Source organism: Ruegeria sp. I3 (assembly GCF_056532525.1).
The window spans coordinates 362,507-384,716 of the sequence record NZ_JBQFNI010000002.1; the positions used below are offsets into that span (position 1 = coordinate 362,507).

The following is a 22,210-nucleotide window of genomic DNA, read 5'->3' on the forward strand; positions in this document are numbered from 1 at the left end:
CATAGTGGGATTGAATGGGCAGATGAAAATGGTGCTTTGGCTGTTGATTGTGGTGGGCCTTGCAATGGGTGCCTATATCAGACTTGCGCCTTCAGATCCTGTGCGCTGGCATGTGGCCCCTGAAGACACGGAACGAGACCTGAAGGGTGGTGTCGTTCGGGTCGTCGAAACCGGTCCTGATGGGCTGGCGCGTCTCGATAAAATTGCGCGCGCAACACCACGCACCAGTGTGCTGGCCGGATCGCTGGAAGAGGGCATGATCACCTATATCACCCGTACCAAGGTGTTCGGTTTTCCCGATTACACCACCGTGCAGCTAGACGGTGATACGCTGCGTATCTATGCAAGATTAAGATTTGGCCGGAAAGATTTCGGCGTTAATCGGGACCGGGTCACCCAATGGCTTGCTTTGCTGCAACCCTGACGACAAACAGCCCTCTTGCACCTCGCGCCACATGGGCACGTTCAGTGACATTTGGCATTGGGCCATGAACATGCGGCCGTCGACCTGCAGGCATATCATCTCTCCCAACTCGATGCGGGTGCCGGATTTGTCGGTGCAATAGCAGTCTTGCACTTTGCCTCCGGGGCCAACAACATCGGCCATTCCGGGCGTCGCAATGAGTGTCAGGGCTAAGATCAGTCGCTTCATGGCCCAAGCCTAGCACAAGGCAGGGCCTTGACCAAAGCCTCTGGATGATAGACACCGCGCGGATGATCCCCGAAGAACGCCTTGAACAGATAACTCAGCGATTCCAATACCTCGAAGCGGCCATGGCGGATGGTGCCTCTGGCGGGGATATTGCAGCTTTGGCAAAGGAATATTCCGACCTCAAGCCGGTGGTCGATCAGATCATGGCGTGGCGTCAGCTGGTTTCTGATCTGGCCGAGGCCGAGGCAATGCTGTCCGACCCGGACATGAAAGAGCTGGCCGAAGAGGAAATTCCAGAACTGCAGGCGCGTATCCCCGAGGCGGAGCATGCCTTGCAGCTGGCGCTGTTGCCCAAAGACGCGGCTGATGCGCGCCCGGCAATGCTGGAAATACGCCCCGGCACCGGCGGGGATGAGGCCGCGCTGTTCGCCGGAGACCTGCTGCGCATGTATCAACGCTATGCCGAAGCGCGGGGCTGGCAGTTCGAGATCATCGAGGAACAAGCGTCTGATCTTGGTGGGATCAAAGAGGTGGTGGCACACATCAAGGGCGACAATGTCTTTGCGCGGATGAAGTACGAATCCGGCGTGCATCGCGTGCAACGCGTGCCCGAAACCGAAAGCGGTGGGCGCATTCATACCTCGGCGGCGACGGTGGCGGTTTTGCCAGAGGCCGAGGATGTGGACATTCAGATCGATGCCAATGACATCCGAATTGACACGATGCGCAGCTCGGGCGCGGGGGGGCAGCACGTGAACACGACGGATTCGGCCGTGCGGATTACTCACTTGCCCAGCGGTATCGTGGTGACCAGTTCCGAGAAATCCCAGCACCGAAACCGTGAGATAGCGATGCAGGTGCTGAAAACGCGCCTTTATGATCTTGAACGGCAGCGGATCGACAGCGAACGCTCGGCGGATCGCGCCAGTCAGGTCGGTTCAGGTGACCGGTCCGAACGGATCAGGACCTACAATTTCCCGCAGGGCCGCATGACCGATCACCGCATCAACCTGACGCTTTATAAGCTGGATCAGGTGATGCAGGGCGATCTGGATGAGGTGATCGACGCGCTGACCGCAGATGATCAGGCTCGGCTTCTGGCCGAAATGGCGCAATGATTGCGGCGCTGACAGCCGCGCAGGCCATGGTCGCTGCAACCGCACGTTTGCGCGCAGCCGGTGTGCCTGATCCAGCGCGGGATGCGCGGGTGCTGCTGGCGCATGCGGCGCGGATCGAGGCCAGTCGGGTGACGCTGATCGCGCCCGAGGAACTGCCGGTGGATATCGCGGAACGCTACGATCAATTGATCTCGCTAAGGGCCATCCGAGTGCCGGTATCGCATCTGCTGGGCGAGCGTGAATTCTATGGTCGGCGGTTTCGGGTCAGTCGCGATGTGCTGGACCCGCGCCCGGAGACCGAGGCATTGATCGAGGCGGCGCTGAGCGAGCCGTTTGATCATGTACTCGATTTGGGTGTGGGCTCGGGCTGTATCCTGATCACCTTGCTGGCCGAGCGGGGGAGTGCCTCGGGCGTCGGCGCCGACCTCAGCGAAGCTGCCTGTCTGCAGGCCAGCGCCAATGCAGTACAGTATCAGGTGCAGGCGCGCGCCGAGATTCGGCAATCTGACTGGTTCGAAAACATTGAGGGTCAGTTCGATCTGATTGTTTCGAATCCGCCCTATATTTCAGCGGACGAGATGCACGCGCTTTCCCCTGAAGTGCGCGAGCATGAGCCGCGCATGGCGCTGACGGATGAGGGCGACGGTCTGGATGCCTATCGCCGTATTGCGGCGTCGGCCCCGGATTATCTGATGCCCGGCGGGCGTATCCTGGTTGAAATTGGCCCGACACAGGGCGCTTATGTTTCTGCCCTTTTTGATGCCGCTGGTTTGACCGGCGTAAAGGTGATCCCCGATCTGGACAGGCGTGATCGTGTTGTGGGGGCCAGAATGCCGCCTTCTAAGCGAAACTGAGGCCGAAAAATGCCGATTGATGTAAAAAAGCTGCGACATTTTCGAGAATCCCCTTGTCTGAACGCTCAGGACATGTTTACTCAGGATTAGTCGGCGAGGTTGACGCTGTTTCAGCGCACCCCTGACGCCAAGCCCAAAAAGTCGATAGCGCGTAACGGCACAAGCCACTGAGCAGCGTTAGATACGGGTTGATCGACAGTGAATTGATAAGGCTGACGTAAAGTAAGATGAGATCTTCCAAATCCCGCTCGCGGGCCAAGAACAACCGCAATCGTCCTTCTGGCGGAAACGTCGTAAACCGAGTTTTTGACAGCTCGGGCCCCGAAGGCAAGGTGCGTGGCACACCGCAGCAGATCATTGACAAATACAACCAATTGGCGCGCGACGCTCAGCTGTCGAATGACCGCGTGGCAGCTGAGAACTTTCAGCAACACGCCGAGCACTATCTGCGCATGCTAAGCGAAGCGCAGCGCGAGATCGAAGCGCGCCGCGAAGAGCAAGAGCGTCAGAACCGCGAACGGCAGGCCGAGCGTGATCGTGAACGCGCCGAGCGTCAGGAACGCGAAGCCGCCCGTCAGGCCGATCCGGCCGAAGCTCCGCAGCCGGACGTTGTGGATTTCGGGAATGAGGCGGCTGCGCCCGATACAGGGCTGGTCGAGACGCCGGAAAGCAAGGATGCCGAGCAACCCGAAGCGACCGAGCGTAAGGAAAAGCCGCGCCGCCCGCGCACCCGGAAGCCAAAGGCTGCCACCCCTGCGGCTGAGGATGCACCCGCTGACAAGGGCGACGCACCCGAGGCAGCTGAATAAGCGCTTTTCGATCATGAATTGAATGAAAACCCCGGGCAAAGGCCTGGGGTTTTTTCGTTCAGGGTTTGCGAATTTCGCGCGCGAGCGCGCAGAAGGCTTCGAGCGGGATCTGCTCGGCCCGGTCGGTGGGTTTGATTCCGGCTGCGATCAGGCGGTCCTCGATATCTGGCGCTGCCCCTTTGAGTGAGGCCCGGAGCATTTTGCGGCGCTGATTGAAGGCTGTGGCAACCACGCGCGACAGGGTTGCGGCGTCAGCGGGATAGCGGGGTTCGGGCAGGGCAGTCAGGTGAACCACGGCGCTTGAGACCTTGGGCGGTGGAGTGAAGGCTCCGGGTGGCAGGGACATCGCAATGCGCGCTTCGGCCCGCCATTGGGCAAGGATGGCGAGGCGGCCATAGGCCTTGTTGCCGGGTTGGGCCACGATCCGCTCGGCCACTTCACGTTGAAACATAAGGGTCAGGCTCTGCCAGAAGGGCGGCCATTCGGGCGGGGTGAGCCAGCGGACCAGAAGCTCGGTCCCGACATTGTAGGGCAGGTTCGCGGCCACCCGGATCGGAGGTGTCAGGTGGGCCAGCGGCTCGATTTCCAGCGCGTCGCCGTTGATCACTTCCAGCTGGCCCGGATAGGCGGCGGCGATGTCGTTCAGGGCGGCGATGCAGCGGGTGTCCTTTTCCACGGCCACGACCTTGCGCGCGCCTTCGGACAGAAGCCCGCGAGTCAGACCTCCGGGGCCTGGGCCGATTTCAAGGACATCGCATTGAGTCAGATCACCCGCCTGCCGCGCGATCTTGGCGGTCAAGTTGAGGTCGAGCAGGAAGTTCTGGCCCAGCGACTTGCGGGCCGAAAGCTGGTGAGTTGCGATAACCTCGCGCAGCGGGGGGAGGGAGTCGATGGCGCTCATGACTTTAGCGTTGTTCGGAATGGAGGGGGAGCGCCAGAGATTTTTTTGCCTCCGGCGGAGGTATTTGGGGCCAGATGAAGCATTAGCGGGACTGCGCCATTCGCTGGGCGAGCTTCAGGGCCTCGATCAGGCTGTTGGGGTTCGCGCTGCTTTGGCCCGCGATATCCAGAGCGGTGCCGTGATCCGGCGAGGTCCGGACGAAGGGCAGGCCCAAGGTTACGTTCACACCGCGGTCGAAATCCAGTGTCTTGATCGGGATCAGGGCCTGGTCGTGATACATTGCAATCGCGGCATCATAGCGGGAGCGCGCAGCGGCGTGGAACATGGTATCGGCGGGGTGCGGGCCCGTCACTGCGTAGTCGATTGGATCGAGGTCTGCGATCAGTGGCGCGATCCAGTCAAGCTCTTCCGTACCCATTTTCCCGCCTTCGCCAGCATGGGGGTTCAGCCCCGCGATGGCGATGCGAGGATGGTGGATACCGAATTGGGTGCGCAGGCCTTGGGCGGTGATCTCGATGGTTTCACGCAGCACTTCTGGGGTGAGTGCGCTTGGGACCTGGGAGAGCGGGATGTGGATGGTGGCCGGAACCACGCGGAGCTGTTCGCTGGCCAGCATCATTACCACGCGGGCACGGCCTGCCAACGCGGCAAGAAATTCGGTATGGCCGGGGAAGGCAAAGCCCGCACCGTCGATCAGCGCCTTTTTGTGGATCGGCGCGGTACACAGTGCAGAGGCTGCGCCGGAACTCACCAGCTCAACACCCTTTTCAATAGAATCGATGACCGAAAGTGCGTTTGCTGGATCGGGGTGGCCGGGCGTGTTCGGGGCAGGAAAGTCGAAATGCAGCACCGGCAGAGCCGAGGCGCTGGCCGGTGTCGCCTCAGACGGGTCGGCGATCCGGGTAATGGGTGTTCCATCGGGCAAATGTGATGCGTCGCCGATGTAGAAGAACGGACAGGTATCGCGCAGGGCTGCCCAAGCTTTGGCTGCGATTTCGGGTCCGATCCCGGCGGGCTCACCACAGCTTAGCGCGATTGGGGCGATCATTGTTCGATGATGACAGCGTCGGCCCTCAGCTGTTCCAGCAGGCTGTTTGCAAGGGCCTGCAACCGCTGCTGGGTCAGTGCGTTTGCCACGTCCACACGGGTGGTGTCTTCGCCCAGGTTGCGGGTGCGATTGCACAGCATCAGGAACATCAGCGTCTGCCCGTTGTTGCGCGTCAGCGTGGCCGATGCCTCATTTGGATCAAGCTTGGCCAGCTCAAGCGCTACGTCGCGTGGAATCGCCGAGGGGCTTTGGGTAAGGCGTTCCAGCACGTCGGGCGATTGATCTTTGGCGATGCCGTAGAGGTCATCGCAGGTGTCGATCTCTTCCTTGAGCTTTTCGGCTTTCGCAAGCGTTTCGGCGCTGCGGCCACCGGGAAGGTAGTAGATCGCGTAGTCGATCTCGGAATAGGTTGGGGCACCAGCGGCAACTTCGCGGATACCGCGCATCTGGAACAGAGCAACGGCGTTCGGGAGCGACAGTGGGTCGGTGATCTCACCGTTTTTCAAGCCCAGAATGACGGGTTGCAGGGCCGGAGGCAGGTTGTTGAGCGACAGCCAATCCAGTCGCCCGCCATTCTCGCGTGTGGCAGCGGCAGAGTATTGCGTAGCAGCCGAAGAAAAGCTGTCTTGATCGGGAAGTTGTGAGATTTCATCGGCCAGGGCTTCAGCCTGCGCCAGGGTCTGCGGTGTTACCGGAATGATAATCTCGGACAACAGAACCTGCAGGCCGCCGCCGCCACCCTGACCCAGTGCACGGTTGATCTCATCTTCCGAGGGGCGAGCCTGCGACAGAAAGCGGGTACTGACAAAGTCGCGCCAGGACAGTTGATCGGCAACAAAATCCCGGACGGTTTCCTTTGATACGCCCGCATCGTTGAGCAGCTGCAGAAACTCTTCGCTGCTGAGGTTGCCGCGCGAGGCGAATTCATCAATCCCGGTCTGGATATCTTCGGGCGCGGCTTCGATGCCGGCATCGCGCATCGCCTGTTTGCGCAGACGATCCTCAATCAGGGCTTCGCGGACTTCGCGCTCGGAACTGCCCGGAACGCCGAGCAATTCGAGAAACTGCTGACGTTGTTGAAGTTCATACCAGGTGACAATGTCCTGATTGACCCGGATTGCAGGCGAGAACAGGCTTTGAGCCTGAACCTGTGGTGTGGCCATTGCAACAAGCGCGGCAGCCAGCACCGGCAGCACTGATCTACGGCAGCCAGAGCGGAGAGATTTTGTGAAACCTGAGATCAACTGCATCTTCTCTTAAACTTCTGTCCATCGCCTTCGACGGAATACCCTGTCAGGGCAACGGTAAAGCCGAATTCTGTCGAAGGCTCAATACTTGATGTGGAGGTAAAGCGTCTGTTGACGTTCACATTTACCTGCACACACTCATTTTCGTAGGTCACGCCGAACCCAAGGCGGAGTGGTTCGGATTCGCTGAAATCATAGCGTGCGCTGGCAAGGGTTAGCCAATTTTGGTCTACGCGGTAGCGGCCACCGACCCGTAGTTCCGAGATTTCATCATTATTTGCTTCAGCAGGATCAGGTTCGAGCCAGATGTACCCGCCGGAGATTGCCGTATCTCCATTAGACCAGCCTGCACGAATTTCAGCTTTGGTAAAACTGAAATCGCTGTTTAAAAGCCCACGCGCGGCCAATGTCAGCCCCTTGCCGTTATTCAATTGCCCGGCAAGCAGAATGTCGGACTTGGTACCCTGCAGCCCCGATGTGAGCGTGAAATCCGGATCCGCATCGGACCGGAAGACCTGTCCGATTGTCGCCAGCGCCCGCCAGCCGTCAGCGTTGTACCGAGACCAGTTCAGGCCCACAACGGCGGTTGCACCGTCTTCGCGGCGGTCGGGGGCCGGAAAGCGCGAAAGGGACAAAAGATTGCCCTGATCGAGTTCCTGAAAGGTACTTTCATCGTTGGGAACGTCATTGTTCGAAACATGCGTCCAACCAATTTGCGCGATTGGCTCAAGGATTTGTGTTGCACCGGACTGCTCGCGGCGCAGCATGGGGTAGCGCAGGGTAAAAGCTGCGCGCGGGGTCGAGCGGGTTACATTGTTCGGAAACTCGCTGTCATTGCGGATATTGAACGTATCCACTGACGCGCCCACCAATGCCTCTGCACGTAATCCGGTCGCAAAGGTCCAGTTGCGCAGCCATTCCGCATCGAATGTTGCCCTGGCGACGTCGCGACCAAGAATATCTTCGTCACTGGTTCGCGTGTGGGTGTGACCATCGAGGCTTAGTTCAACTTCACCCCCTAAGGTGCTGGGGAAGAATCGCTTTCGATAGTTGATGTCGAAGACACGCGATGGGATTTCATCCTGATTTTCGCTATCCCGGAGGGACTTGTAGTGGATGAAGCTGGTTCTGAATGCCGTATCACGCTTGATCCGCTCAAGTGCAATTTCGCTACGCAGGCGGTCAAAATCGGGCAAGCCGTAATCTGCCAGATACGAGTCATCCGAAGTTGTTTTGATATCGAATGTCAGCCGGTAGTCATTTCCAAGACCGAACCGGCCATCGGCGAAGAAATACCCCCGGTCTTGACCGGGCTGCAGGTCGTCGCGTGTATAAGAGCCCCGCAGCCGAATGCGCCCGCGTTTGAATGCCTGCCGGTAACGAAACCCAAGTGTGCGGGTCTTGGACGACAGATAGGGCGTCAGAGTCAGGTCCTTGTGATCTCCGATCTTGAAGAAATACGGCACCTGAACGCCAGTGCCTAGTTGCGAAGTGGTGCGGATCGACGGCACGAGAAAGCCGGTCGCCCGCTCAAGTGTCGGGTCGGGTAGGCGCAGCGTGGGAAAGTAGAAGACCGGGACATCGAGTATTCGGAACTGTGCGCCTTCGAAATAGAGCTGCCGTTCAAGCTGGTCATGGGTCACTTTCCGGGCGCGAATTTGCCAGATCGGGGGTCTGCCATTCGCGCAGACATGACATGACGTTGCAGCGACCTTGCTGAATTGCGTGTAGCGACCTGCCGCACGGGTGGCCTGAACTGAGGCGATCTGCACTTGCTGGTCAAAGACCATGCGCGCGCCCACCAGAAGTCCATTCTGTATCCCGCTGTCCAACTGCGCGGAATCGGCCAGCAATGTGCTGTTCCCGCCTTGATCGATCCGGATTGGGCCGGTCAGGGTCAGCTCGCCGGTTTCGCGATCATAGGTGACGCTTTGTGCTGTCAGTTTGACGTCGCCTTGGAAGGCCTCGACATTCCCCTCTGCGACCAGTTTGCGATCCGGGGTAATGAATATCTCATCGGCCACCAGTAGGGCGGGTTGATTCTGTTCAGTTGCGTCAGCCTCGCTGGCGGCACCTTCTGGTTCGGACTGTGCGGCAACTGCTGCTGGCAGCGAGAGGATCAGTGCGCTCGACAGCAACAAAGACAGGACGGAGCGCATCAGCCATCCTCCGCATGGAGCAACAGGCCCAGAGACAGTAGAATGCCCGCAAAGGGTGGGGCCCAGGCCGAGACCAGAATAGGTAATTGCCCGTTTTCGCCAAGAATTTGGGCGAAATTCCGGATGAAGTAGATACCGAACCCCAGCAATACAGCGGTCAGCACGGCAACTCCGGTGCCGCCGAACCGGACATGGCGCATTGTGAAGGCGGCCCCGATCAGAACCATCGAAACCAGAAACAGGGGTCGCGCAAGTTGTACTTGCAGCCAGACCTCATATTGCTTGGTTGAAAATCCCGCCTCGCCCAGATCACGAATCAACTGGGGCAGATCATAGACCGAAACTGAATCCTTTTGCCCGAGAGTGTCCAGAATCCGGTCTCTGGTCAGCGTTGTGGGTAGGTTCAGGATCTCATGGCTGGTGGCATTTGCTTCGGGATTGAGATCGTCCTGAATGGGCCAGATTTTGGCCTGATGCAAGGTCCAGAATCCATCCTCCAGATCAGCTTTCTGGGCCGAGATTTGCTGGTTCGGCTTGCCGTCGGATGAGAACGTTGTGATGGTCACGTTCCGCAGGGCGAACCGGTCGCCATTGACAGTGCCGGTTGCGTGAATCACCGACTGACCGTTGGCTGAGCTCTGGCGCAACCACAACCCCTCGCGGCTGATGGACAGGGCTGAACCACCCTGGTTGCGATAGCCATCGGACAAACGTTGGAACTCTTCCGACGTCGCGGCCGCGATGGGATTCAGCAAAGTCACAGCAAGTGCGCCGATGGTCAGCGCAAGCAACACGGGTGCTAGCAGGGCTCGGATACCGGATCGCCCGATTGCGCGGGTCACCACCAGTTCGGAGCTGCGGGCGAGGCCGACAAACAGCGCGATCGTGGCTAGGATCATCAGCAGGGGCAACATCTCGCTGATCGCGGCCGGTGTGTTCAGCAACGTCAGTTGCAGCAACTGGCCAAAGGATAGGTCAACACCATCGAACCGCCGCACCTGTTCGATCAGATCGATCAGGATCATCAAGGTCAGAAAAATACCGCCGATTACAAGAAAGCTTTGAACAAAGCGGCGGGCAAAATAGCGGTCGAGGATCACTTGGGCATCCCCGTCAAACCCCGGCATCCAAGAATCACAATCGGGCATGGAATCATGCGCGACGGCCTGTAACTGCCGATTGGTGTCACGTTCTCTCCCCCGAGCCTGCCGTTATTTTCGCGCGACCATAATGCAATTGCCCGGCGGGGAAAACTGCTATCTGGTCAACGGTGGCTGCGCGGGCTAGGTCTTGGGCAACGCATTTTTCAGGAGAATGATATGAGCAGTCTTGTGCCCGTCCGATTCACCCCCTTTGACCTTGATGCGATAGCGCAAACCGAAGGGCGCGTGGCCATTCTCATTCCCGCCGATGGCAAGATGAGCCCCGCCGCGCGTCGAGCCAATCGCCTGACCAAAGGCGCGGTTGCGCGGCTGGTCGAAAGCGAGCGGTTCAGCAAGGTCAAATCGGGTAATGTTATTTCGCTGGCCTGGCCTGCCGGAATGGTGGCCGAGGCGCTGGATATTCTGGTGTTGCCGCGTCGCCCCGACTCTGACGAGGCACGCAAGGCCGGGGCCAATCTGGCGAAAGCTGCAGCGGGCAAACCCGTGCTGGTCATGGCCGCCAATCACGCGCGTATCGAAGAGGTAGCCTTGGGCATGGTACTGCGGGCCTACGATTTCGATGTCCACAAATCCAAGGACTCAGACCCGGCGGGTGAGATCACCATCGGTCACTCCAAGCCAGAGGAGGCCGAAGCTGACTTTGCGCCGCTCTATGCCGTCGCAGACGGTGTGCGCATGACACGAGATCTGACAAATGAACCCGCGAATGTGCTGACGACAACTGAGTTCGCGGACAGGTTGGTCGAGATGGAATCGCTGGGCCTGAAGGTCGAGGTTCTGGAAGAGGACAAGCTGGCCGAACTGGGCATGCGTACGCTGCTGAGCGTCGGGCAGGGCTCGGTCAGCCCCTCGAAAGTTGTGGTGATGCAATGGGACGGCGGCGACAAGGATGACGCGCCACTGGCCTTGGTCGGTAAGGGCGTCGTGTTCGATACCGGCGGTATCTCGCTTAAGCCGGCCGGAGGCATGGAAGACATGACCATGGACATGGGCGGCGCGGGTGTTGTTGCCGGAACCATGCGAGCGTTGGCCAAGCGCAACGCCAAAGCCAATGTCGTGGGGCTGGTCGGGTTGGTCGAAAACATGCCCTCGGGCAATGCCTCTCGCCCGGGCGATGTGGTCACTTCGATGAAAGGCGACACTGTCGAGATCATCAACACCGATGCCGAGGGTCGTTTGGTTCTGTGTGACGTCATGTGGTACGCGCAGGATCGGTTCCAGCCGGTGGGCATGATCGATCTGGCCACTCTGACGGGCGCGGTCATCATTGGTCTTGGGCATGAGAATGCCGGTGTGTTTTCAAACAATGACACCTTCTGCGACGCCTTCCTGAAGTCGGCCAAGGCCGAGGACGAGGGCGCATGGCGGCTGCCCTTGGGTGAAGGCTACGACAAACAACTTAAATCGCGCATTGCGGATATGAAGAACGTGGGCGGGCGGCCCGCAGGTTCGATCACCGCAGCGCAGTTCCTGCAGCGTTTCGTCAAGGAAGAGACGCCGTGGATTCACTTGGATATCGCAGGTGTGGCCTCTGTCTCTTCCGAGACCTCTTATGCGCCGAAAGGGGCCACGGGCTGGGGCGTCCGCGCGCTAAGCCGGTTCGTGCAGGACAATTTCGAGTAAGCGCATGGGTGCCGTCTATTTCTACCACCTGACCCGTCAGCCGTTGGAGCACACATTGCCTGTGCTGCTCGACAAGGCACGGCAGGCCGGATGGCGGATTGCCGTGCGGGGTGTCGACCCTGCGCGGATGGACTGGCTGGATGAGAAATTGTGGCTGGGACCTGAGGACGGGTTCCTGCCGCATGGCCGCGAAGGTGGCTCGCACGACGCGGCACAGCCCGTTCTGCTGACGACCGGCCAAGGGGCAGCAAATGGCGCGACCTGTGTAATGGCTGTCGATGGGGCAACGGTTGAGGCGGAGGAAGTTTCGACCATGGAGCGTGTCTGCATTCTGTTCGACGGGAATGATCCGGAGGCGGTTCAACATGCGCGCGGGCAGTGGAAGGCTCTGACCGGGGCGGGGTGTTCGGCACAGTATTGGTCCGAGGAATCCGGACGATGGGAGAAAAAGGCCGAGGCTTGATCGGCCACAAATATATTTTAGGAGATTTCAAATGGATATGAAGCCTTTGGGCCGCACCGGGATCATGGTGTCGGATTTATGTCTTGGGACAATGACCTTTGGTACTCAGACCTCGGAAACTGAGGCGCACCGCCAGATGGACATGGCGCTTGCGGGTGGGATCAACTTTGTCGACGCGGCTGAGATGTATCCGGTGAACCCGATCTCGGCAGAGACGGTCGGGCGGACCGAAGAGATTCTTGGCAATTGGAATGCCGCCAACCCTTCGCGGCGCGGTGACTATGTGCTGGCCACGAAACACTCTGGTGAAGGGTTCGTGCATGCGCGCAATGGCGCCCCAATCTCGAAAGAGACCATACCTGAGGCGATAGAGGGTTCACTGCGTCGTCTACAGACTGACTGTATAGATCTCTATCAGTTCCACTGGCCAAATCGTGGCAGCTACATGTTCCGACAGAACTGGGACTATGCACCCTCGGGTCACAACCGGGACGAGATTATGGACGAGATGCGCGAAAGCCTGATCGCTCTGCAGGCGCAGGTTGACAAGGGCAATATCCGCGCCTTTGGTCTGTCGAATGAAAGCGCTTGGGGTACCGCTCAGTGGTTGCGGGCATCGGATGAGGTTAGTGGACCTCGGGTCGCGTCGATCCAGAACGAATATTCTTTGCTCTGCCGGTTATTCGATACCGACCTGGCTGAATTGTGTCTTCTGGAAGATGTCGGGTTACTATCATTCTCACCGTTGGCGGCAGGTTTCCTGACTGGGAAATATCAAGGGGGTGTTGTTCCAGAAGGATCACGCATGGCGCTGGTGCCGAATATGGGCGGGCGTAAAACAGATCGCGTTTTTGATGCCGTGGCTGCTTATCTGGATGTTGCCGCGCGGCATGGGCTGGACCCGATCCACATGTCACTGGCGTGGTGTTGCAGCCGTCCTTTCATGGCCTCAACCATCTTTGGCGCGACAAATGTAGCGCAGCTAGAACATATTCTGGCGGGTAAGGATTTGAAGCTGTCGTCCGAAGTGATGGCCGAGATCAGTGCGTCGCACCGGGCGTTTCCGATGCCATACTGAAGGGATGGGGGCTCTGCCCCCGTCGCTTTTGGCGCCTCCCCCGAGGTATTTTTGGCCAGATGAAGTTGGATCGTGTCAGTGATGGGTTGGTTGCGTACGGTCTTGCCTGAGGTCGCGAGCCGTGAGGCCGTGGGCGGTTCGGAACGCGCGGGCGAAGCTGGATTGCGAGGCGAAGCCGGTGGCTAGAGCCACGTCCATCAGCGGCAGGTCGGTATCGGTAACCAGACGGCGGGCCTCGGCCAGTCTGAGTTGCAGGTAATGATCCTGTGGAGTTGTATTCAGGCGCAGGCGGAACTGCTGCTGCAGGGTGCGTGTACTAGTGCCGAGTCTATCGGCGATGTGCGCAAGGGACAGCGGGTCGTCCAGTGAGGATTCCATCAATGAGTTGGCTTTGGCTGTGAGCGCGGTGTGACGGTGCGGCGCACCGGTGCGGCTTTGCGGTTTTGAGGGCTGAGATGCACCTTCATAGAGGAATAGCCCGGACACGCGGGCGGCAAAGCCCGCGCCATGACGTGCAGCAATAATATGGAGCATCATATCGATCGCCGGGACGGCGCCGCCAGAGGTTAGGCGTGTATCGGAGACGGTAAATCGGTCAGGGCGCACATCGACATTGGGAAAGCGCGCAGCGAAGTTCTCCAAATCCTCCCAATGGGTCGTCGCCGCGTGACCGTCGAGCAATCCAGCCTCAGCCAGTAACCAGGGGCCGCCATCTATCCCGGCGATTGTTGCACCGGTGGCCGCGATCCTGCGGAGCCCGGCGAGCAGGCTGGGCGTCGCATGACGGGCCAATTGGAATCCGGCAACTACGATCAACAGATCGCAGCCCTGCAACCGGGCCAGGGGAATGCCCTGCACATTCAGAGCGCTGGTCAGCAACGCGGGTTCTGCGGTTGCCGTGACGTAGTCCCAATCAAAAGCGGGCCGATCCGCTAGTCGGTTGGCAGCACGCATCGGATCGACGGCGGCCGCGAAGCTGAGTGTGTTGCATTCGTCCAGCACCAGCACCGCCGTTTTCAGGGCGCGATGTTCGGGCTGCAGTATGTTTTTTGCGGATTTCATCAAGTCTGATTCGCATTTTGCTAAGTGGTTCCCTCAAGGCTGCGTCAGAGTTGGCGTTGACGCAAATCGGAATCCGGGGAGAAGCCTGGGGAAAACCCACGGTAAAACCGGGTATAAGCTGGGGATAACGCCATGCCTTTGGAAATGAACCGCGAAGTCTTTATCACCTGTGCCGTCACCGGCTCGGGCGGGACACAGGATCGCAGCCCACATGTGCCGCGTTCGCCGAAGCAGATTGCCGATAGTGCAATTGCTGCAGCGAAAGCCGGTGCGGCCGTGGTGCACTGCCATGTGCGCGACCCCGAGACCGGTGCGCCTTCACGCGATCTGGCGCTGTACCGTGAAGTCACGGACCGCATTCGCAATGCCGAAGTAGACGCGGTTCTGAACCTGACGGCGGGCATGGGCGGAGACATGGTGTTCGGCGGGATCGAAAATCCGCTGCCTTTGGCAGAGGCCGGAACAGATTTGGTCGGCGCGACTGAACGTGTTGCACATGTAGCGGAGTGCTTGCCTGAAATCTGTACTCTGGATTGTGGCACGATGAACTTTGCCGAGGCCGACTATGTGATGACCAATACGCCCGGCGCCTTGCGGGCGATGGGGCAGATGATGACCGATCTGGGTGTGAAGCCCGAGATCGAGGCCTTCGACACCGGCCATCTGTGGTTCGCCAAGCAGCTGGTGAAAGAGGGTGTTCTGGAACCGAACGCTCTGGTCCAGCTATGTATGGGGGTTCCATGGGGGGCTCCGGATGATCTCAACACCTTTATGGCGATGGTGAACAATGTGCCGGATGACTGGACGTTCAGCGCGTTTTCGCTGGGGCGCAATGAGATGGCGTATGTCGCGGCCTCGGTTCTGGCGGGCGGTAATGTGCGCGTCGGGCTGGAGGACAACCTGTGGCTGGAAAAGGGTGTTCTGGCCGAAAACTGGCAGTTGGTCGAGCGTGCAGGCAGCATCATCGAAAACATGGGCGCGCGGGTGATCGGGCCGCAGGAAGTACGTGAGAAGCTGGGGCTTACTAAGCGGGCTCCGGTTGCGAAGTAGTCGCGGATTGGGGGCCAGCCCCCAAACCCCCGAGATATTTTTGGCCAGATGAAGAGGCGGATCGTGGGCAAAGAACAGCAAGCAAAAACAGCAGCAATCATCGGAGGCGGAGTGATTGGTGGCGGGTGGGCTGCCCGATTCCTGCTGAACGGATGGGATGTTCGGGTATACGATCCCGACCCTGAAGCCGAGAGGAAGATCGGTGAGGTGTTAGATAACGCGCGCCGTTCTTTGCCGGGGTTGAGCGATGTACCTCTGCCGCCCGAAGGGACGCTGAGCTTTCATGACGATCTCGGTGAGGCAGTTCAGGGTGCGATCTGGATTCAGGAGAGCGTACCGGAAAGGCTCGATCTGAAGCTGAAGGTTTACAAGAGCTTGCAGGGGGCTTGTGATCCAGATGCAATCATCGGGTCCTCGACCAGCGGGTTCAAGCCCTCGGAGTTGCAGGAAGGCGCGTTGCGACCCGAGCAGATCGTGGTGACCCACCCGTTCAACCCGGTCTACTTATTGCCACTGATCGAACTGGTTCCGACCGACAAGAATTCACCTGACTTGATCGCGCGGGCCAAAGATCTTTTGACCTCGGTGGGGTTCTTCCCGCTGCACATCAAGAAGGAAATCGACGCGCATATTGCTGACCGGTTCCTCGAGGCGGTGTGGCGCGAGGCGCTTTGGCTGGTGAAAGACGGCATCGCAACGACCGAAGAGATCGATGAATCCATCCGCATGGGTTTTGGTATCCGTTGGGCCCAGATGGGACTGTTCGAAACCTATCGCGTGGCCGGTGGAGAGGCCGGGTTGCGGCATTTCATGGCTCAGTTCGGCCCAGCGCTGAAATGGCCCTGGACCAAACTGATGGATGTGCCTGAGTTCACCGATGAGTTGGTCGACATGATTGCGGATCAGTCGGATGCGCAGTCTGGCAAGTACTCGATCCGCGAGTTGGAGCGTATCCGGGACAATAACCTCGTTGGTATGATGCGGGCGCTGAAGGCCCAGAACTATGGTGCAGGGGCGGTATTGAACCAGCATGATGCGGCCTTGAAGCCCGGAGCGCTGCCGACGCTGGACGAGGCGGATCTGAGCCAGCCGATCCTCACGCTGTCGCGCGCCGTTCCGCTGGATTGGACCGACTACAATGGCCACATGAATGAAGCTAAATATCTGGAGGCCTTTGCAGCGGCCACGGATCGTTTCATGGAAATCATTGGCTGCGATATGGAGTATATCGCGACAGGCGGCAGCTATTTCACTGCCGAAAATCACATCCGTTACATGCAGGAGACCCATGCGGGGTCGCGGATCGAATGCCGTACGCAGATGCTGTTGGGGCAGGGCAAGAAGCTGCATGTCTTCCACAGCATGTACGAGGGTGAAACGCTGCTGGCCACAGGCGAAAGCTTTCTTCTGCATGTCAGCCTTGAGACCCGACGCCCCAGCCCACCTTCACCCGAGATCGAGGCCGCGATGGCACGGGTTGCCGAGGCGCAGGCCGCGTTGCCTTATCCCGAAGGCGCGGGCGCGGCGATCCGCAAGCCCGCATGAGCAGCCGCGTCTTGATTACCGCAGGCGCCTCTGGCGTCGGCAGGGCCATGGCTGAAGCGTTTGATGCTGCCGGGGCTCAGGTCTGGGTTGCGGATGTTGATGCGGATGCGTTGGCGGATTGCCCGGCGCATTGGAAGCAAAGCCAGCTTGATGTGTCGGATGAGGATGCTGTCGCGGCTGCGTTTACCGACCTTGAGACCGAATGGGACGGGCTTGATGTGCTCTGTGCGAATGCGGGGATAGCGGGCCCCACCGCAGCGGTTGAGGACGTTTCCCTGACGGATTGGAGGTCATGCCTTTCCATCAATCTAGAGGGGTCATTTTTGTGCTCTAAATACGCTGCACCTCTGATGAAACAGCAACGCAGCGGCGCGATCTTGATCACTTCATCGACTGCAGGCCAGTACGGATACCCCAACCGCGCGCCGTACGCGGCGGCCAAGTGGGGCATGGTGGGATTAGGCAAAACGCTGGCGATGGAACTTGGGCCGCACGGAATCCGCTGCAATGTGATCTGCCCGGGTTCGGTCGAAGGTCCACGAATGGAGGGCGTGTTGCAGCGCGAGGCCGATGCCAAGGGCATGACCCGGGATCAGGTTTACGACGGCTATGCCTCGGGCACGTCCATGGGCCGCTTTGTAGAGGCGCAGGACATTGCGAACATGGCTGTATTCCTGGCTTCAGATGCAGCGAGGCTGGTGTCGGGTCAGGTAATCGCGGTGGATGGCCATACGGTCAATCCTGACCCGAAACTGTGAATCAGCCCTGATTTGGCCCCCGAATCTGGCGGATGGCGCTGCGGACGGCTTGCCAGTCCTGCGCCTCCTGCTGATTTCCGGCGGCTTCGCATTCGCGCATTTTCTGCGCAGCTTCGGCTTCGGCCCGATCGCCATGGGCCGTATAAAGGGCACGTGCGTATTCAGCGGTTTTGAGTGCGTCCATTCCCGTCATCCTCCATCTCAGATCGGAATGTCTGTAGTTTCGCGCCAAGTGACTATACTACAGCTTTGAGCCCAGGTCATGTCTGAGCGATTTCTGCCCGCAATTGCTGCAGATGGTCCGGGAAATCACGCGCGGTCATATCCGCCTCTCGAACCAGCCGGTCGAAATGGAGCGTAAAGACCTCAATCCGGTCGCGGTCTCGGAAAGCCATGTAGTGGCTTCCGGCATAGAACACGCAAAGAAGTGGGCCGAATATCGTGACGGGGGCAGAGTAAAGACGTTTTGCATCAAATAGATAGATGCGCAGACGTGGATAAAGCTGCTCGCACACCGACAGCAGGTGATCGATCTGATCCAACCGGACCTGAAGCGGTAGTCCCTCGTAGTAACCGGTGGCATAGGCAAAGCTGTGAAGCTCGTACAACGGCATGGCAATCTCATAATCGGACTGGGCGCTGCGCATCCATGCCAGCCGGTCTGCCGAGGCGCCAATGGCTTGATCTGCAGTACGGCCGAGATGCGGAGCGTATTCCCATTCAAGCACGGCGCGGGTCTTGAGCATGTCGGGCAGGGTAGCCGGAACGTAGCGTATCTTGTAGCCGGCGGCCTCTTGATGCCATTCAAAAATGCGCTCATCAACCAATGCCCGGGCGGCCTCGGTTAGGGTGAGGGAACTGGCCAATAGTTCTGCCGCGCTTTCGGGTCGGTTGGAAAGCCCAAGAAGCCAATCGGCGGAAACCCCAAGCGCCGAGGCGCAGCTGCCGACGACATGAGCATTCGGAAGGCGTGCCCCCGCCCCGGTCAGCAATTGCGAAACGGTAGATCGGTCAACCCCGATGCTGCGTGCCAGGGCGCTTTGGCTGACGTTGCGCTCTTGCATCGCTCGGGCCAGGCGCTGGCGAAAATGCAGGGCGCGATCCCGTTTGTCGATTTTATCAATCATGTGATGATTAATATCACCTTTGGTGAGAATTGTTAATCATATTCAGAATTCACGACCCTTGGCTCTGTCTGTAACGCTGGTGTTACAAAAATAAGAATGGGGTCTGGAATGGAAACGCGACGCAGGTCGGTCGTGAAGGCGCTGGTGTGGAATGCGATGGGGCTGGCGATGATGACGCTGGTTGGTTTGATCGCCACGGGTTCAGCAGCACTTGGAGGGATGGTTGCACTGGTCAATACGGCCATTGGTTTGACCATGTATGTGATTTACGAGCGTATCTGGGCCGGAATTTCGTGGGGCCGCAATGGCTGAGCCGGTCACACCCAAATCACCTGAATGGGCGACATTTGCCCTGATCATCGCGTGCTATTTAGCCTGGATTGGTGCGATTTTCTGGTTGGCAGGCATATCGCTTTGGCTTGCGATCCCGTTCATGGGGCTGGTGGCTGCGCTGCATTCCTCGCTGACCCATGAGGCTTTGCACGGGCATCCCTTTCGCCAGAAGTGGCTGAATGAGGCGCTGATGGCGATGCCGCTGACTTTGTTCATTCCCTACAATCGGTTTCGGGACCTGCATCTGGCGCATCACTGTGACGCGAACCTAACCGATCCCTATGATGACCCTGAGACCAACTATCTCGACCCGCAGGTCTGGGCGTCTCTGTCCGGTTGGCAGAGGCGGATGTATCAAGTGAACAACACTCTGCTGGGGCGGATGGTTCTGGGGCCTGCAATTGGGCAGGTTGCGTTCTTGCGGGATGAACTGCGTGGTGCACTTCGCGGAGATCGGGCGATTTTGTTGGCATGGGCGCTGCATATGCCCGGCGTTGTCGCGACTCTTTGGATCGTCTCGCTTTCGCAAATGCCGATCTGGGCCTTCGCCCTTTCAGCATATATCGGGCTGGGACTGGTCAAGATCCGCACATTCCTGGAACACCGCGCGCATGAGAAATCGCGCGCGCGCACAGTGATCGTAGAGGACCGTGGCATCCTTGCATTTCTGTTTTTGAACAATAACTTGCACGTCGTTCATCATATGAACCCATCAGCACCTTGGTACCGATTGCCGGCACTCTACCGCACGGGCAAGGAAAGATACTTGGCCTGTAACGAGGCTTATGTCTACCGTTCGTACGGGCAGATATTCCGAGAGTATTTCTGGCGCGCCAAGGATCCGGTGGCGCATCCGCTCTGGCCAAAGCCTTGATTTAACGACAGAAGGGAAGCCATGAGTTTATGGATTCCCGTCACCATCGCGGCCGCATCGTTCCAGACGGTGCGGTTTATGCTGCAGAAATCCCTGAGCAGCGTGAAGCTTTCGGCTGCCGGGGCGACATTTGCACGATTCGCCTATTCCATGCCATTGGCCTTGCTGGGGCTTTCCATTGCTTTGGGCGCGACAGGGTACGAACTGCCAGCGCTGACGGCGAAGTTCTGGATATTTGCTGTCATCGGCGGGACCACACAGATACTGGCCACGATCTGCGTTGTGGCATTGTTCAAGCAGCGCAACTTTGCGGTAGGGATTACGTTCAAGAAAACTGAGGTGATTCAAACCGCTATTGTGGGGTTCCTTGTCCTCGGCGATCAGGTCTCTACCGGGGCGCTGGGGGCAATTCTGCTTGGGTTGCTGGCCGTCCTGTTGTTGTCAAAAACGCCCGGAGGCAGCGGCGCTTGGTGGCAACATCTGACAAACAAAGCCTCGCGTCTTGGACTGGGGTCAGGCGTGTTATTCGCATTCTCATCGGTCAGCTATCGCGGCGCCTCTTTGCAATTGGGCGACATCGATGCGTGGTTCCGGGCACTTGTGACACTGGCCGTCGTGGTAACGTTTCAGTTTCTCAGCATGTGGCTGTGGCTGCTTTGGCGAGACAGCGCCGAGCTGCGCGCGGTGTGGGAGACTCGCCGGACCGGTGTTTTTGTCGGCCTGACCAGCCTCTGTGGTTCGTTTTGCTGGTTCTTCGCCTTCACGTTGCAGAACGCAGCCTATGTAAAGGCCTTGGGTCAGATCGAACTGATCCTCAGCCTGTTCGCATCGCTGCTGTTTTTCCGTGAAACCATCACCCGTCGCGAGATCGCCGGGATGACGTTGCTTGGCTTGTCGATACTGGCGCTTGTGCTGACAATCTAGCCTGCGCGACGCTCATCAAAGCTGAGTGCGATAAAACTAGGCAGGTGATCCCCCATGCCTACTACTGCTGGCCCGCCATCGTCGCGACGCCCACGGCCACGGGTTTTGGGCTCTCGCTCTTTGCGGCTCTCGCTCTTTTTGTTGTCCGACGCTTTGGCCTTCTTCTCTGGCTTTGGCGCCTCGGGCTTGGGCTCATCGGCCTTGACCGGATTGTCGATGCGCGGAATGTCCTTTTGGATCAGGCTCTCGATCGCGGCCAGCGCCTTTTCATCGCGGCCCGAGCAGATCGTGATTGCCTTGCCTTCGCGCCCGGCACGGCCCGTGCGGCCGATGCGGTGGACATAATCTTCGGCATGGCCGGGAACATCGAAGTTGAACACGTGGCTGACCGAGGGGATATCCAGACCCCGCGCAGCAACGTCCGAAGCTACCAGCAGCCGCAGTGATCCATCGCGGAATCCGTCCAGTGTTTTCATCCGCTGCGACTGATCCAGATCGCCATGGATCGCGGCGGCGTTATAGCCGTATTTCTTCAGCGATTTGGCGCAGATATCTACATCGGTCTTGCGGTTGCAGAAGATGATGGCGTTGGTGCATTTGTCGCCCTCGGCATCGATCAATGCGCGCAGGGTTTTGCGTTTCTGGCTGGCCTCACGATCCCGGCGACCACCTTTGAACATCACCACGCCTTGTTCGATGGTTTCCGAAGCGGTGGCCTGACGCGCAACTTCGACCCGGGTGGGGGCCGACAGGAAAGTATCGGTGATCCGTTCGATCTCGGGCGCCATGGTGGCTGAGAAGAACAGCGTCTGGCGGGTGAATGGCGTCAGCGAGAAGATGCGCTCGATATCAGGAATGAAGCCCATGTCGAGCATCCGGTCAGCTTCGTCCACCACCATGATCTGAACGCCTGTCAGAAGCAGTTTCCCGCGTTCGAAATGATCCAGCAGACGGCCCGGAGTGGCAATCAGCACGTCAACACCGCGGTCAATCAGAGCATCCTGTTCCTTGAAGGAAACGCCACCGATCAACAGTGCTTTGGTCAGCTTGAGGTGCTTGGCGTAGGTATCGAAATTCTCGGCCACCTGTGCCGCCAGTTCCCGCGTCGGGCACAAGACCAGCGAGCGTGGCATACGTGCGCGGGCGCGCCCACGGGCCAGCAATGTGATCATCGGCAGGGTGAAGCTGGCGGTTTTGCCGGTGCCGGTTTGGGCGATCCCCAGAACATCGCGCCCTTCCAGCGCGGCTGGAATTGCGCCTTCCTGGATCGGGGTCGGAGTTTCGTATCCGGCTTCCTCAATTGCTTTGAGGACCTTCGGGTTCAGGTTCAGTTCGTTAAACTTTGTCATGTATGTCCGGTTCAAGCGGACACTAGACCTGGCCCGCGCGTCTGAAAATGCCGGGCCCGGATGGCCATGCGCC

At 59.0% G+C, this 22,210-nt stretch carries 23 protein-coding genes; 13 read left to right on the plus strand and 10 right to left on the minus strand.

Annotated elements, in window-relative coordinates:
* Positions 1-22: 22 nt before the first annotated feature.
* Positions 23-424, plus strand: coding sequence for a DUF1499 domain-containing protein (locus tag ACR0L9_RS06145; protein ID WP_170626828.1), 402 nt, complete (start codon positions 23-25; stop codon positions 422-424).
* On the opposite strand, the gene ACR0L9_RS06150 is transcribed toward ACR0L9_RS06145, so the two are convergent.
* Entirely contained in the window at positions 350-652 is a 303-nt protein-coding gene (locus ACR0L9_RS06150) for a hypothetical protein (RefSeq protein WP_170406248.1), read from the minus strand. The two genes, ACR0L9_RS06145 and ACR0L9_RS06150, sit on opposite strands and share 75 nt — an antisense overlap.
* A gap of 62 nt (positions 653-714) precedes the next feature.
* Here ACR0L9_RS06150 and prfA point away from each other — a divergent pair, with 62 nt between their 5' ends.
* The 3 genes from prfA (at position 715) to ACR0L9_RS06165 (ending at position 3,433) form a co-directional block, all read left to right on the plus strand.
* Positions 715-1,770 (plus strand): peptide chain release factor 1, encoded by a 1,056-nt coding sequence (gene prfA, locus ACR0L9_RS06155; protein WP_170396981.1) that lies wholly within the window; start codon positions 715-717, stop codon positions 1,768-1,770.
* Complete coding sequence (gene prmC, locus ACR0L9_RS06160) at positions 1,767-2,624, plus strand: peptide chain release factor N(5)-glutamine methyltransferase (protein ID WP_480895225.1); 858 nt, start codon at positions 1,767-1,769, stop codon at positions 2,622-2,624. Before prfA ends, prmC begins: the two co-directional genes overlap by 4 nt.
* 227 nt (positions 2,625-2,851) lie before the next feature.
* Entirely contained in the window at positions 2,852-3,433 is a 582-nt protein-coding gene (locus tag ACR0L9_RS06165) for a DUF4167 domain-containing protein (RefSeq protein WP_170396747.1), read from the plus strand.
* A 58-nt stretch (positions 3,434-3,491) separates the two neighbouring features.
* Here ACR0L9_RS06165 and rsmA read toward each other — a convergent pair whose 3' ends face one another.
* The 5 genes from rsmA to lptG all read right to left on the minus strand — a co-directional run bounded on the left by rsmA (position 3,492) and on the right by lptG (position 9,888).
* Positions 3,492-4,334, minus strand: a complete 843-nt coding sequence (gene rsmA / locus ACR0L9_RS06170) for a 16S rRNA (adenine(1518)-N(6)/adenine(1519)-N(6))-dimethyltransferase RsmA (RefSeq protein ID WP_170396749.1) — start codon at positions 4,332-4,334, stop codon at positions 3,492-3,494.
* Positions 4,335-4,416: 82 nt separating this feature from the next.
* Positions 4,417-5,382, minus strand: a complete 966-nt coding sequence (pdxA, locus tag ACR0L9_RS06175) for a 4-hydroxythreonine-4-phosphate dehydrogenase PdxA (protein WP_480895226.1) — start codon at positions 5,380-5,382, stop codon at positions 4,417-4,419.
* The gene (locus ACR0L9_RS06180) at positions 5,379-6,632 is read right to left on the minus strand and encodes a peptidylprolyl isomerase (protein WP_170406236.1); all 1,254 of its coding nucleotides are present in this window, start codon (positions 6,630-6,632) and stop codon (positions 5,379-5,381) included. Before ACR0L9_RS06180 ends, pdxA begins: the two co-directional genes overlap by 4 nt.
* Positions 6,623-8,788 carry an LPS-assembly protein LptD gene (locus tag ACR0L9_RS06185; protein WP_480895228.1) on the minus strand — a complete coding sequence of 722 codons (2,166 nt, stop codon included), beginning with the start codon at positions 8,786-8,788 and terminating at the stop codon, positions 6,623-6,625. The genes ACR0L9_RS06180 and ACR0L9_RS06185 overlap by 10 nt, the downstream gene beginning before the upstream one ends.
* On the minus strand, positions 8,788-9,888 hold the full coding sequence (gene lptG / locus ACR0L9_RS06190; RefSeq protein ID WP_170510774.1) for an LPS export ABC transporter permease LptG: 1,101 nt from the start codon (positions 9,886-9,888) through the stop codon (positions 8,788-8,790). Before lptG ends, ACR0L9_RS06185 begins: the two co-directional genes overlap by 1 nt.
* 219 nt (positions 9,889-10,107) lie before the next feature.
* On the opposite strand from lptG, the gene ACR0L9_RS06195 reads away from it, so the two are divergent.
* Genes ACR0L9_RS06195 through ACR0L9_RS06205 form a run of 3 tightly spaced genes read left to right on the plus strand, consistent with a single transcriptional unit; the run spans position 10,108 to position 13,115 of the window.
* Positions 10,108-11,574, plus strand: coding sequence for a leucyl aminopeptidase (locus tag ACR0L9_RS06195; RefSeq protein ID WP_170396757.1), 1,467 nt, complete (start codon positions 10,108-10,110; stop codon positions 11,572-11,574).
* Positions 11,575-11,578: 4 nt separating this feature from the next.
* Positions 11,579-12,037: a DNA polymerase III subunit chi gene (locus ACR0L9_RS06200; protein WP_480895230.1), complete on the plus strand. Its 459-nt coding sequence runs from the start codon at positions 11,579-11,581 to the stop codon at positions 12,035-12,037.
* Positions 12,038-12,068: 31 nt separating this feature from the next.
* Complete coding sequence (locus ACR0L9_RS06205; RefSeq protein ID WP_480895231.1) at positions 12,069-13,115, plus strand: aldo/keto reductase; 1,047 nt, start codon at positions 12,069-12,071, stop codon at positions 13,113-13,115.
* Positions 13,116-13,190: 75 nt separating this feature from the next.
* On the opposite strand, the gene ACR0L9_RS06210 is transcribed toward ACR0L9_RS06205, so the two are convergent.
* Entirely contained in the window at positions 13,191-14,177 is a 987-nt protein-coding gene (locus tag ACR0L9_RS06210; RefSeq protein ID WP_170396763.1) for a GlxA family transcriptional regulator, read from the minus strand.
* Positions 14,178-14,309: 132 nt separating this feature from the next.
* On the opposite strand from ACR0L9_RS06210, the gene bcoG reads away from it, so the two are divergent.
* The 3 genes from bcoG to ACR0L9_RS06225 all read left to right on the plus strand — a co-directional run bounded on the left by bcoG (position 14,310) and on the right by ACR0L9_RS06225 (position 17,530).
* Positions 14,310-15,227, plus strand: a complete 918-nt coding sequence (bcoG, locus tag ACR0L9_RS06215; protein WP_480895233.1) for a 3-dehydrocarnitine:acetyl-CoA trimethylamine transferase BcoG — start codon at positions 14,310-14,312, stop codon at positions 15,225-15,227.
* A 63-nt stretch (positions 15,228-15,290) separates the two neighbouring features.
* On the plus strand, positions 15,291-16,772 hold the full coding sequence (locus ACR0L9_RS06220; RefSeq protein ID WP_480895235.1) for a carnitine 3-dehydrogenase: 1,482 nt from the start codon (positions 15,291-15,293) through the stop codon (positions 16,770-16,772).
* Positions 16,769-17,530, plus strand: coding sequence for an SDR family oxidoreductase (locus ACR0L9_RS06225; protein ID WP_170396769.1), 762 nt, complete (start codon positions 16,769-16,771; stop codon positions 17,528-17,530). The genes ACR0L9_RS06220 and ACR0L9_RS06225 overlap by 4 nt, the downstream gene beginning before the upstream one ends.
* 1 nt (position 17,531) lies before the next feature.
* On the opposite strand, the gene ACR0L9_RS06230 is transcribed toward ACR0L9_RS06225, so the two are convergent.
* Together ACR0L9_RS06230 and ACR0L9_RS06235 are read right to left on the minus strand one after the other, a co-directional pair.
* Positions 17,532-17,714 (minus strand): hypothetical protein, encoded by a 183-nt coding sequence (locus tag ACR0L9_RS06230; protein WP_170396771.1) that lies wholly within the window; start codon positions 17,712-17,714, stop codon positions 17,532-17,534.
* A gap of 76 nt (positions 17,715-17,790) precedes the next feature.
* Entirely contained in the window at positions 17,791-18,657 is an 867-nt protein-coding gene (locus ACR0L9_RS06235; RefSeq protein ID WP_480895237.1) for a helix-turn-helix domain-containing protein, read from the minus strand.
* Between the two features lie 108 nt (positions 18,658-18,765).
* On the opposite strand from ACR0L9_RS06235, the gene ACR0L9_RS06240 reads away from it, so the two are divergent.
* Genes ACR0L9_RS06240 through ACR0L9_RS06250 form a run of 3 tightly spaced genes read left to right on the plus strand, consistent with a single transcriptional unit; the run spans position 18,766 to position 20,788 of the window.
* The gene (locus ACR0L9_RS06240) at positions 18,766-18,969 is read left to right on the plus strand and encodes a DUF2061 domain-containing protein (protein ID WP_039535902.1); all 204 of its coding nucleotides are present in this window, start codon (positions 18,766-18,768) and stop codon (positions 18,967-18,969) included.
* Entirely contained in the window at positions 18,962-19,864 is a 903-nt protein-coding gene (locus tag ACR0L9_RS06245; protein WP_170662736.1) for a fatty acid desaturase, read from the plus strand. Before ACR0L9_RS06240 ends, ACR0L9_RS06245 begins: the two co-directional genes overlap by 8 nt.
* A gap of 21 nt (positions 19,865-19,885) precedes the next feature.
* The gene (locus ACR0L9_RS06250) at positions 19,886-20,788 is read left to right on the plus strand and encodes an EamA family transporter (RefSeq protein ID WP_480895239.1); all 903 of its coding nucleotides are present in this window, start codon (positions 19,886-19,888) and stop codon (positions 20,786-20,788) included.
* On the opposite strand, the gene ACR0L9_RS06255 is transcribed toward ACR0L9_RS06250, so the two are convergent.
* Complete coding sequence (locus ACR0L9_RS06255; protein ID WP_170396782.1) at positions 20,785-22,137, minus strand: DEAD/DEAH box helicase; 1,353 nt, start codon at positions 22,135-22,137, stop codon at positions 20,785-20,787. The genes ACR0L9_RS06250 and ACR0L9_RS06255 overlap by 4 nt on opposite strands.
* Positions 22,138-22,210 lie beyond the last annotated feature (73 nt).

What these genes read in the sequence shown, in the direction of transcription:
- ACR0L9_RS06250 (WP_480895239.1), top strand. Translation starts at nt 19,886, where the DNA reads ATGAGTTTATGGATTCCCGTCACCATCGCGGCCGCATCGTTCCAGACG.
- ACR0L9_RS06180 (WP_170406236.1), bottom strand. Translation starts at nt 6,632, where the DNA reads ATGCAGTTGATCTCAGGTTTCACAAAATCTCTCCGCTCTGGCTGCCGT.
- ACR0L9_RS06150 (WP_170406248.1), bottom strand. Translation starts at nt 652, where the DNA reads ATGAAGCGACTGATCTTAGCCCTGACACTCATTGCGACGCCCGGAATG.
- ACR0L9_RS06225 (WP_170396769.1), top strand. Translation starts at nt 16,769, where the DNA reads ATGAGCAGCCGCGTCTTGATTACCGCAGGCGCCTCTGGCGTCGGCAGG.
- rsmA (WP_170396749.1), bottom strand. Translation starts at nt 4,334, where the DNA reads ATGAGCGCCATCGACTCCCTCCCCCCGCTGCGCGAGGTTATCGCAACT.
- ACR0L9_RS06240 (WP_039535902.1), top strand. Translation starts at nt 18,766, where the DNA reads ATGGAAACGCGACGCAGGTCGGTCGTGAAGGCGCTGGTGTGGAATGCG.
- prfA (WP_170396981.1), top strand. Translation starts at nt 715, where the DNA reads ATGATCCCCGAAGAACGCCTTGAACAGATAACTCAGCGATTCCAATAC.
- prmC (WP_480895225.1), top strand. Translation starts at nt 1,767, where the DNA reads ATGATTGCGGCGCTGACAGCCGCGCAGGCCATGGTCGCTGCAACCGCA.
- ACR0L9_RS06230 (WP_170396771.1), bottom strand. Translation starts at nt 17,714, where the DNA reads ATGGACGCACTCAAAACCGCTGAATACGCACGTGCCCTTTATACGGCC.
- ACR0L9_RS06205 (WP_480895231.1), top strand. Translation starts at nt 12,069, where the DNA reads ATGGATATGAAGCCTTTGGGCCGCACCGGGATCATGGTGTCGGATTTA.
- ACR0L9_RS06245 (WP_170662736.1), top strand. Translation starts at nt 18,962, where the DNA reads ATGGCTGAGCCGGTCACACCCAAATCACCTGAATGGGCGACATTTGCC.
- ACR0L9_RS06235 (WP_480895237.1), bottom strand. Translation starts at nt 18,657, where the DNA reads ATGATTGATAAAATCGACAAACGGGATCGCGCCCTGCATTTTCGCCAG.
- ACR0L9_RS06145 (WP_170626828.1), top strand. Translation starts at nt 23, where the DNA reads ATGAAAATGGTGCTTTGGCTGTTGATTGTGGTGGGCCTTGCAATGGGT.
- pdxA (WP_480895226.1), bottom strand. Translation starts at nt 5,382, where the DNA reads ATGATCGCCCCAATCGCGCTAAGCTGTGGTGAGCCCGCCGGGATCGGA.
- ACR0L9_RS06210 (WP_170396763.1), bottom strand. Translation starts at nt 14,177, where the DNA reads ATGAAATCCGCAAAAAACATACTGCAGCCCGAACATCGCGCCCTGAAA.
- ACR0L9_RS06185 (WP_480895228.1), bottom strand. Translation starts at nt 8,788, where the DNA reads ATGCGCTCCGTCCTGTCTTTGTTGCTGTCGAGCGCACTGATCCTCTCG.
- ACR0L9_RS06200 (WP_480895230.1), top strand. Translation starts at nt 11,579, where the DNA reads ATGGGTGCCGTCTATTTCTACCACCTGACCCGTCAGCCGTTGGAGCAC.
- bcoG (WP_480895233.1), top strand. Translation starts at nt 14,310, where the DNA reads ATGCCTTTGGAAATGAACCGCGAAGTCTTTATCACCTGTGCCGTCACC.
- ACR0L9_RS06195 (WP_170396757.1), top strand. Translation starts at nt 10,108, where the DNA reads ATGAGCAGTCTTGTGCCCGTCCGATTCACCCCCTTTGACCTTGATGCG.
- ACR0L9_RS06165 (WP_170396747.1), top strand. Translation starts at nt 2,852, where the DNA reads ATGAGATCTTCCAAATCCCGCTCGCGGGCCAAGAACAACCGCAATCGT.
- ACR0L9_RS06255 (WP_170396782.1), bottom strand. Translation starts at nt 22,137, where the DNA reads ATGACAAAGTTTAACGAACTGAACCTGAACCCGAAGGTCCTCAAAGCA.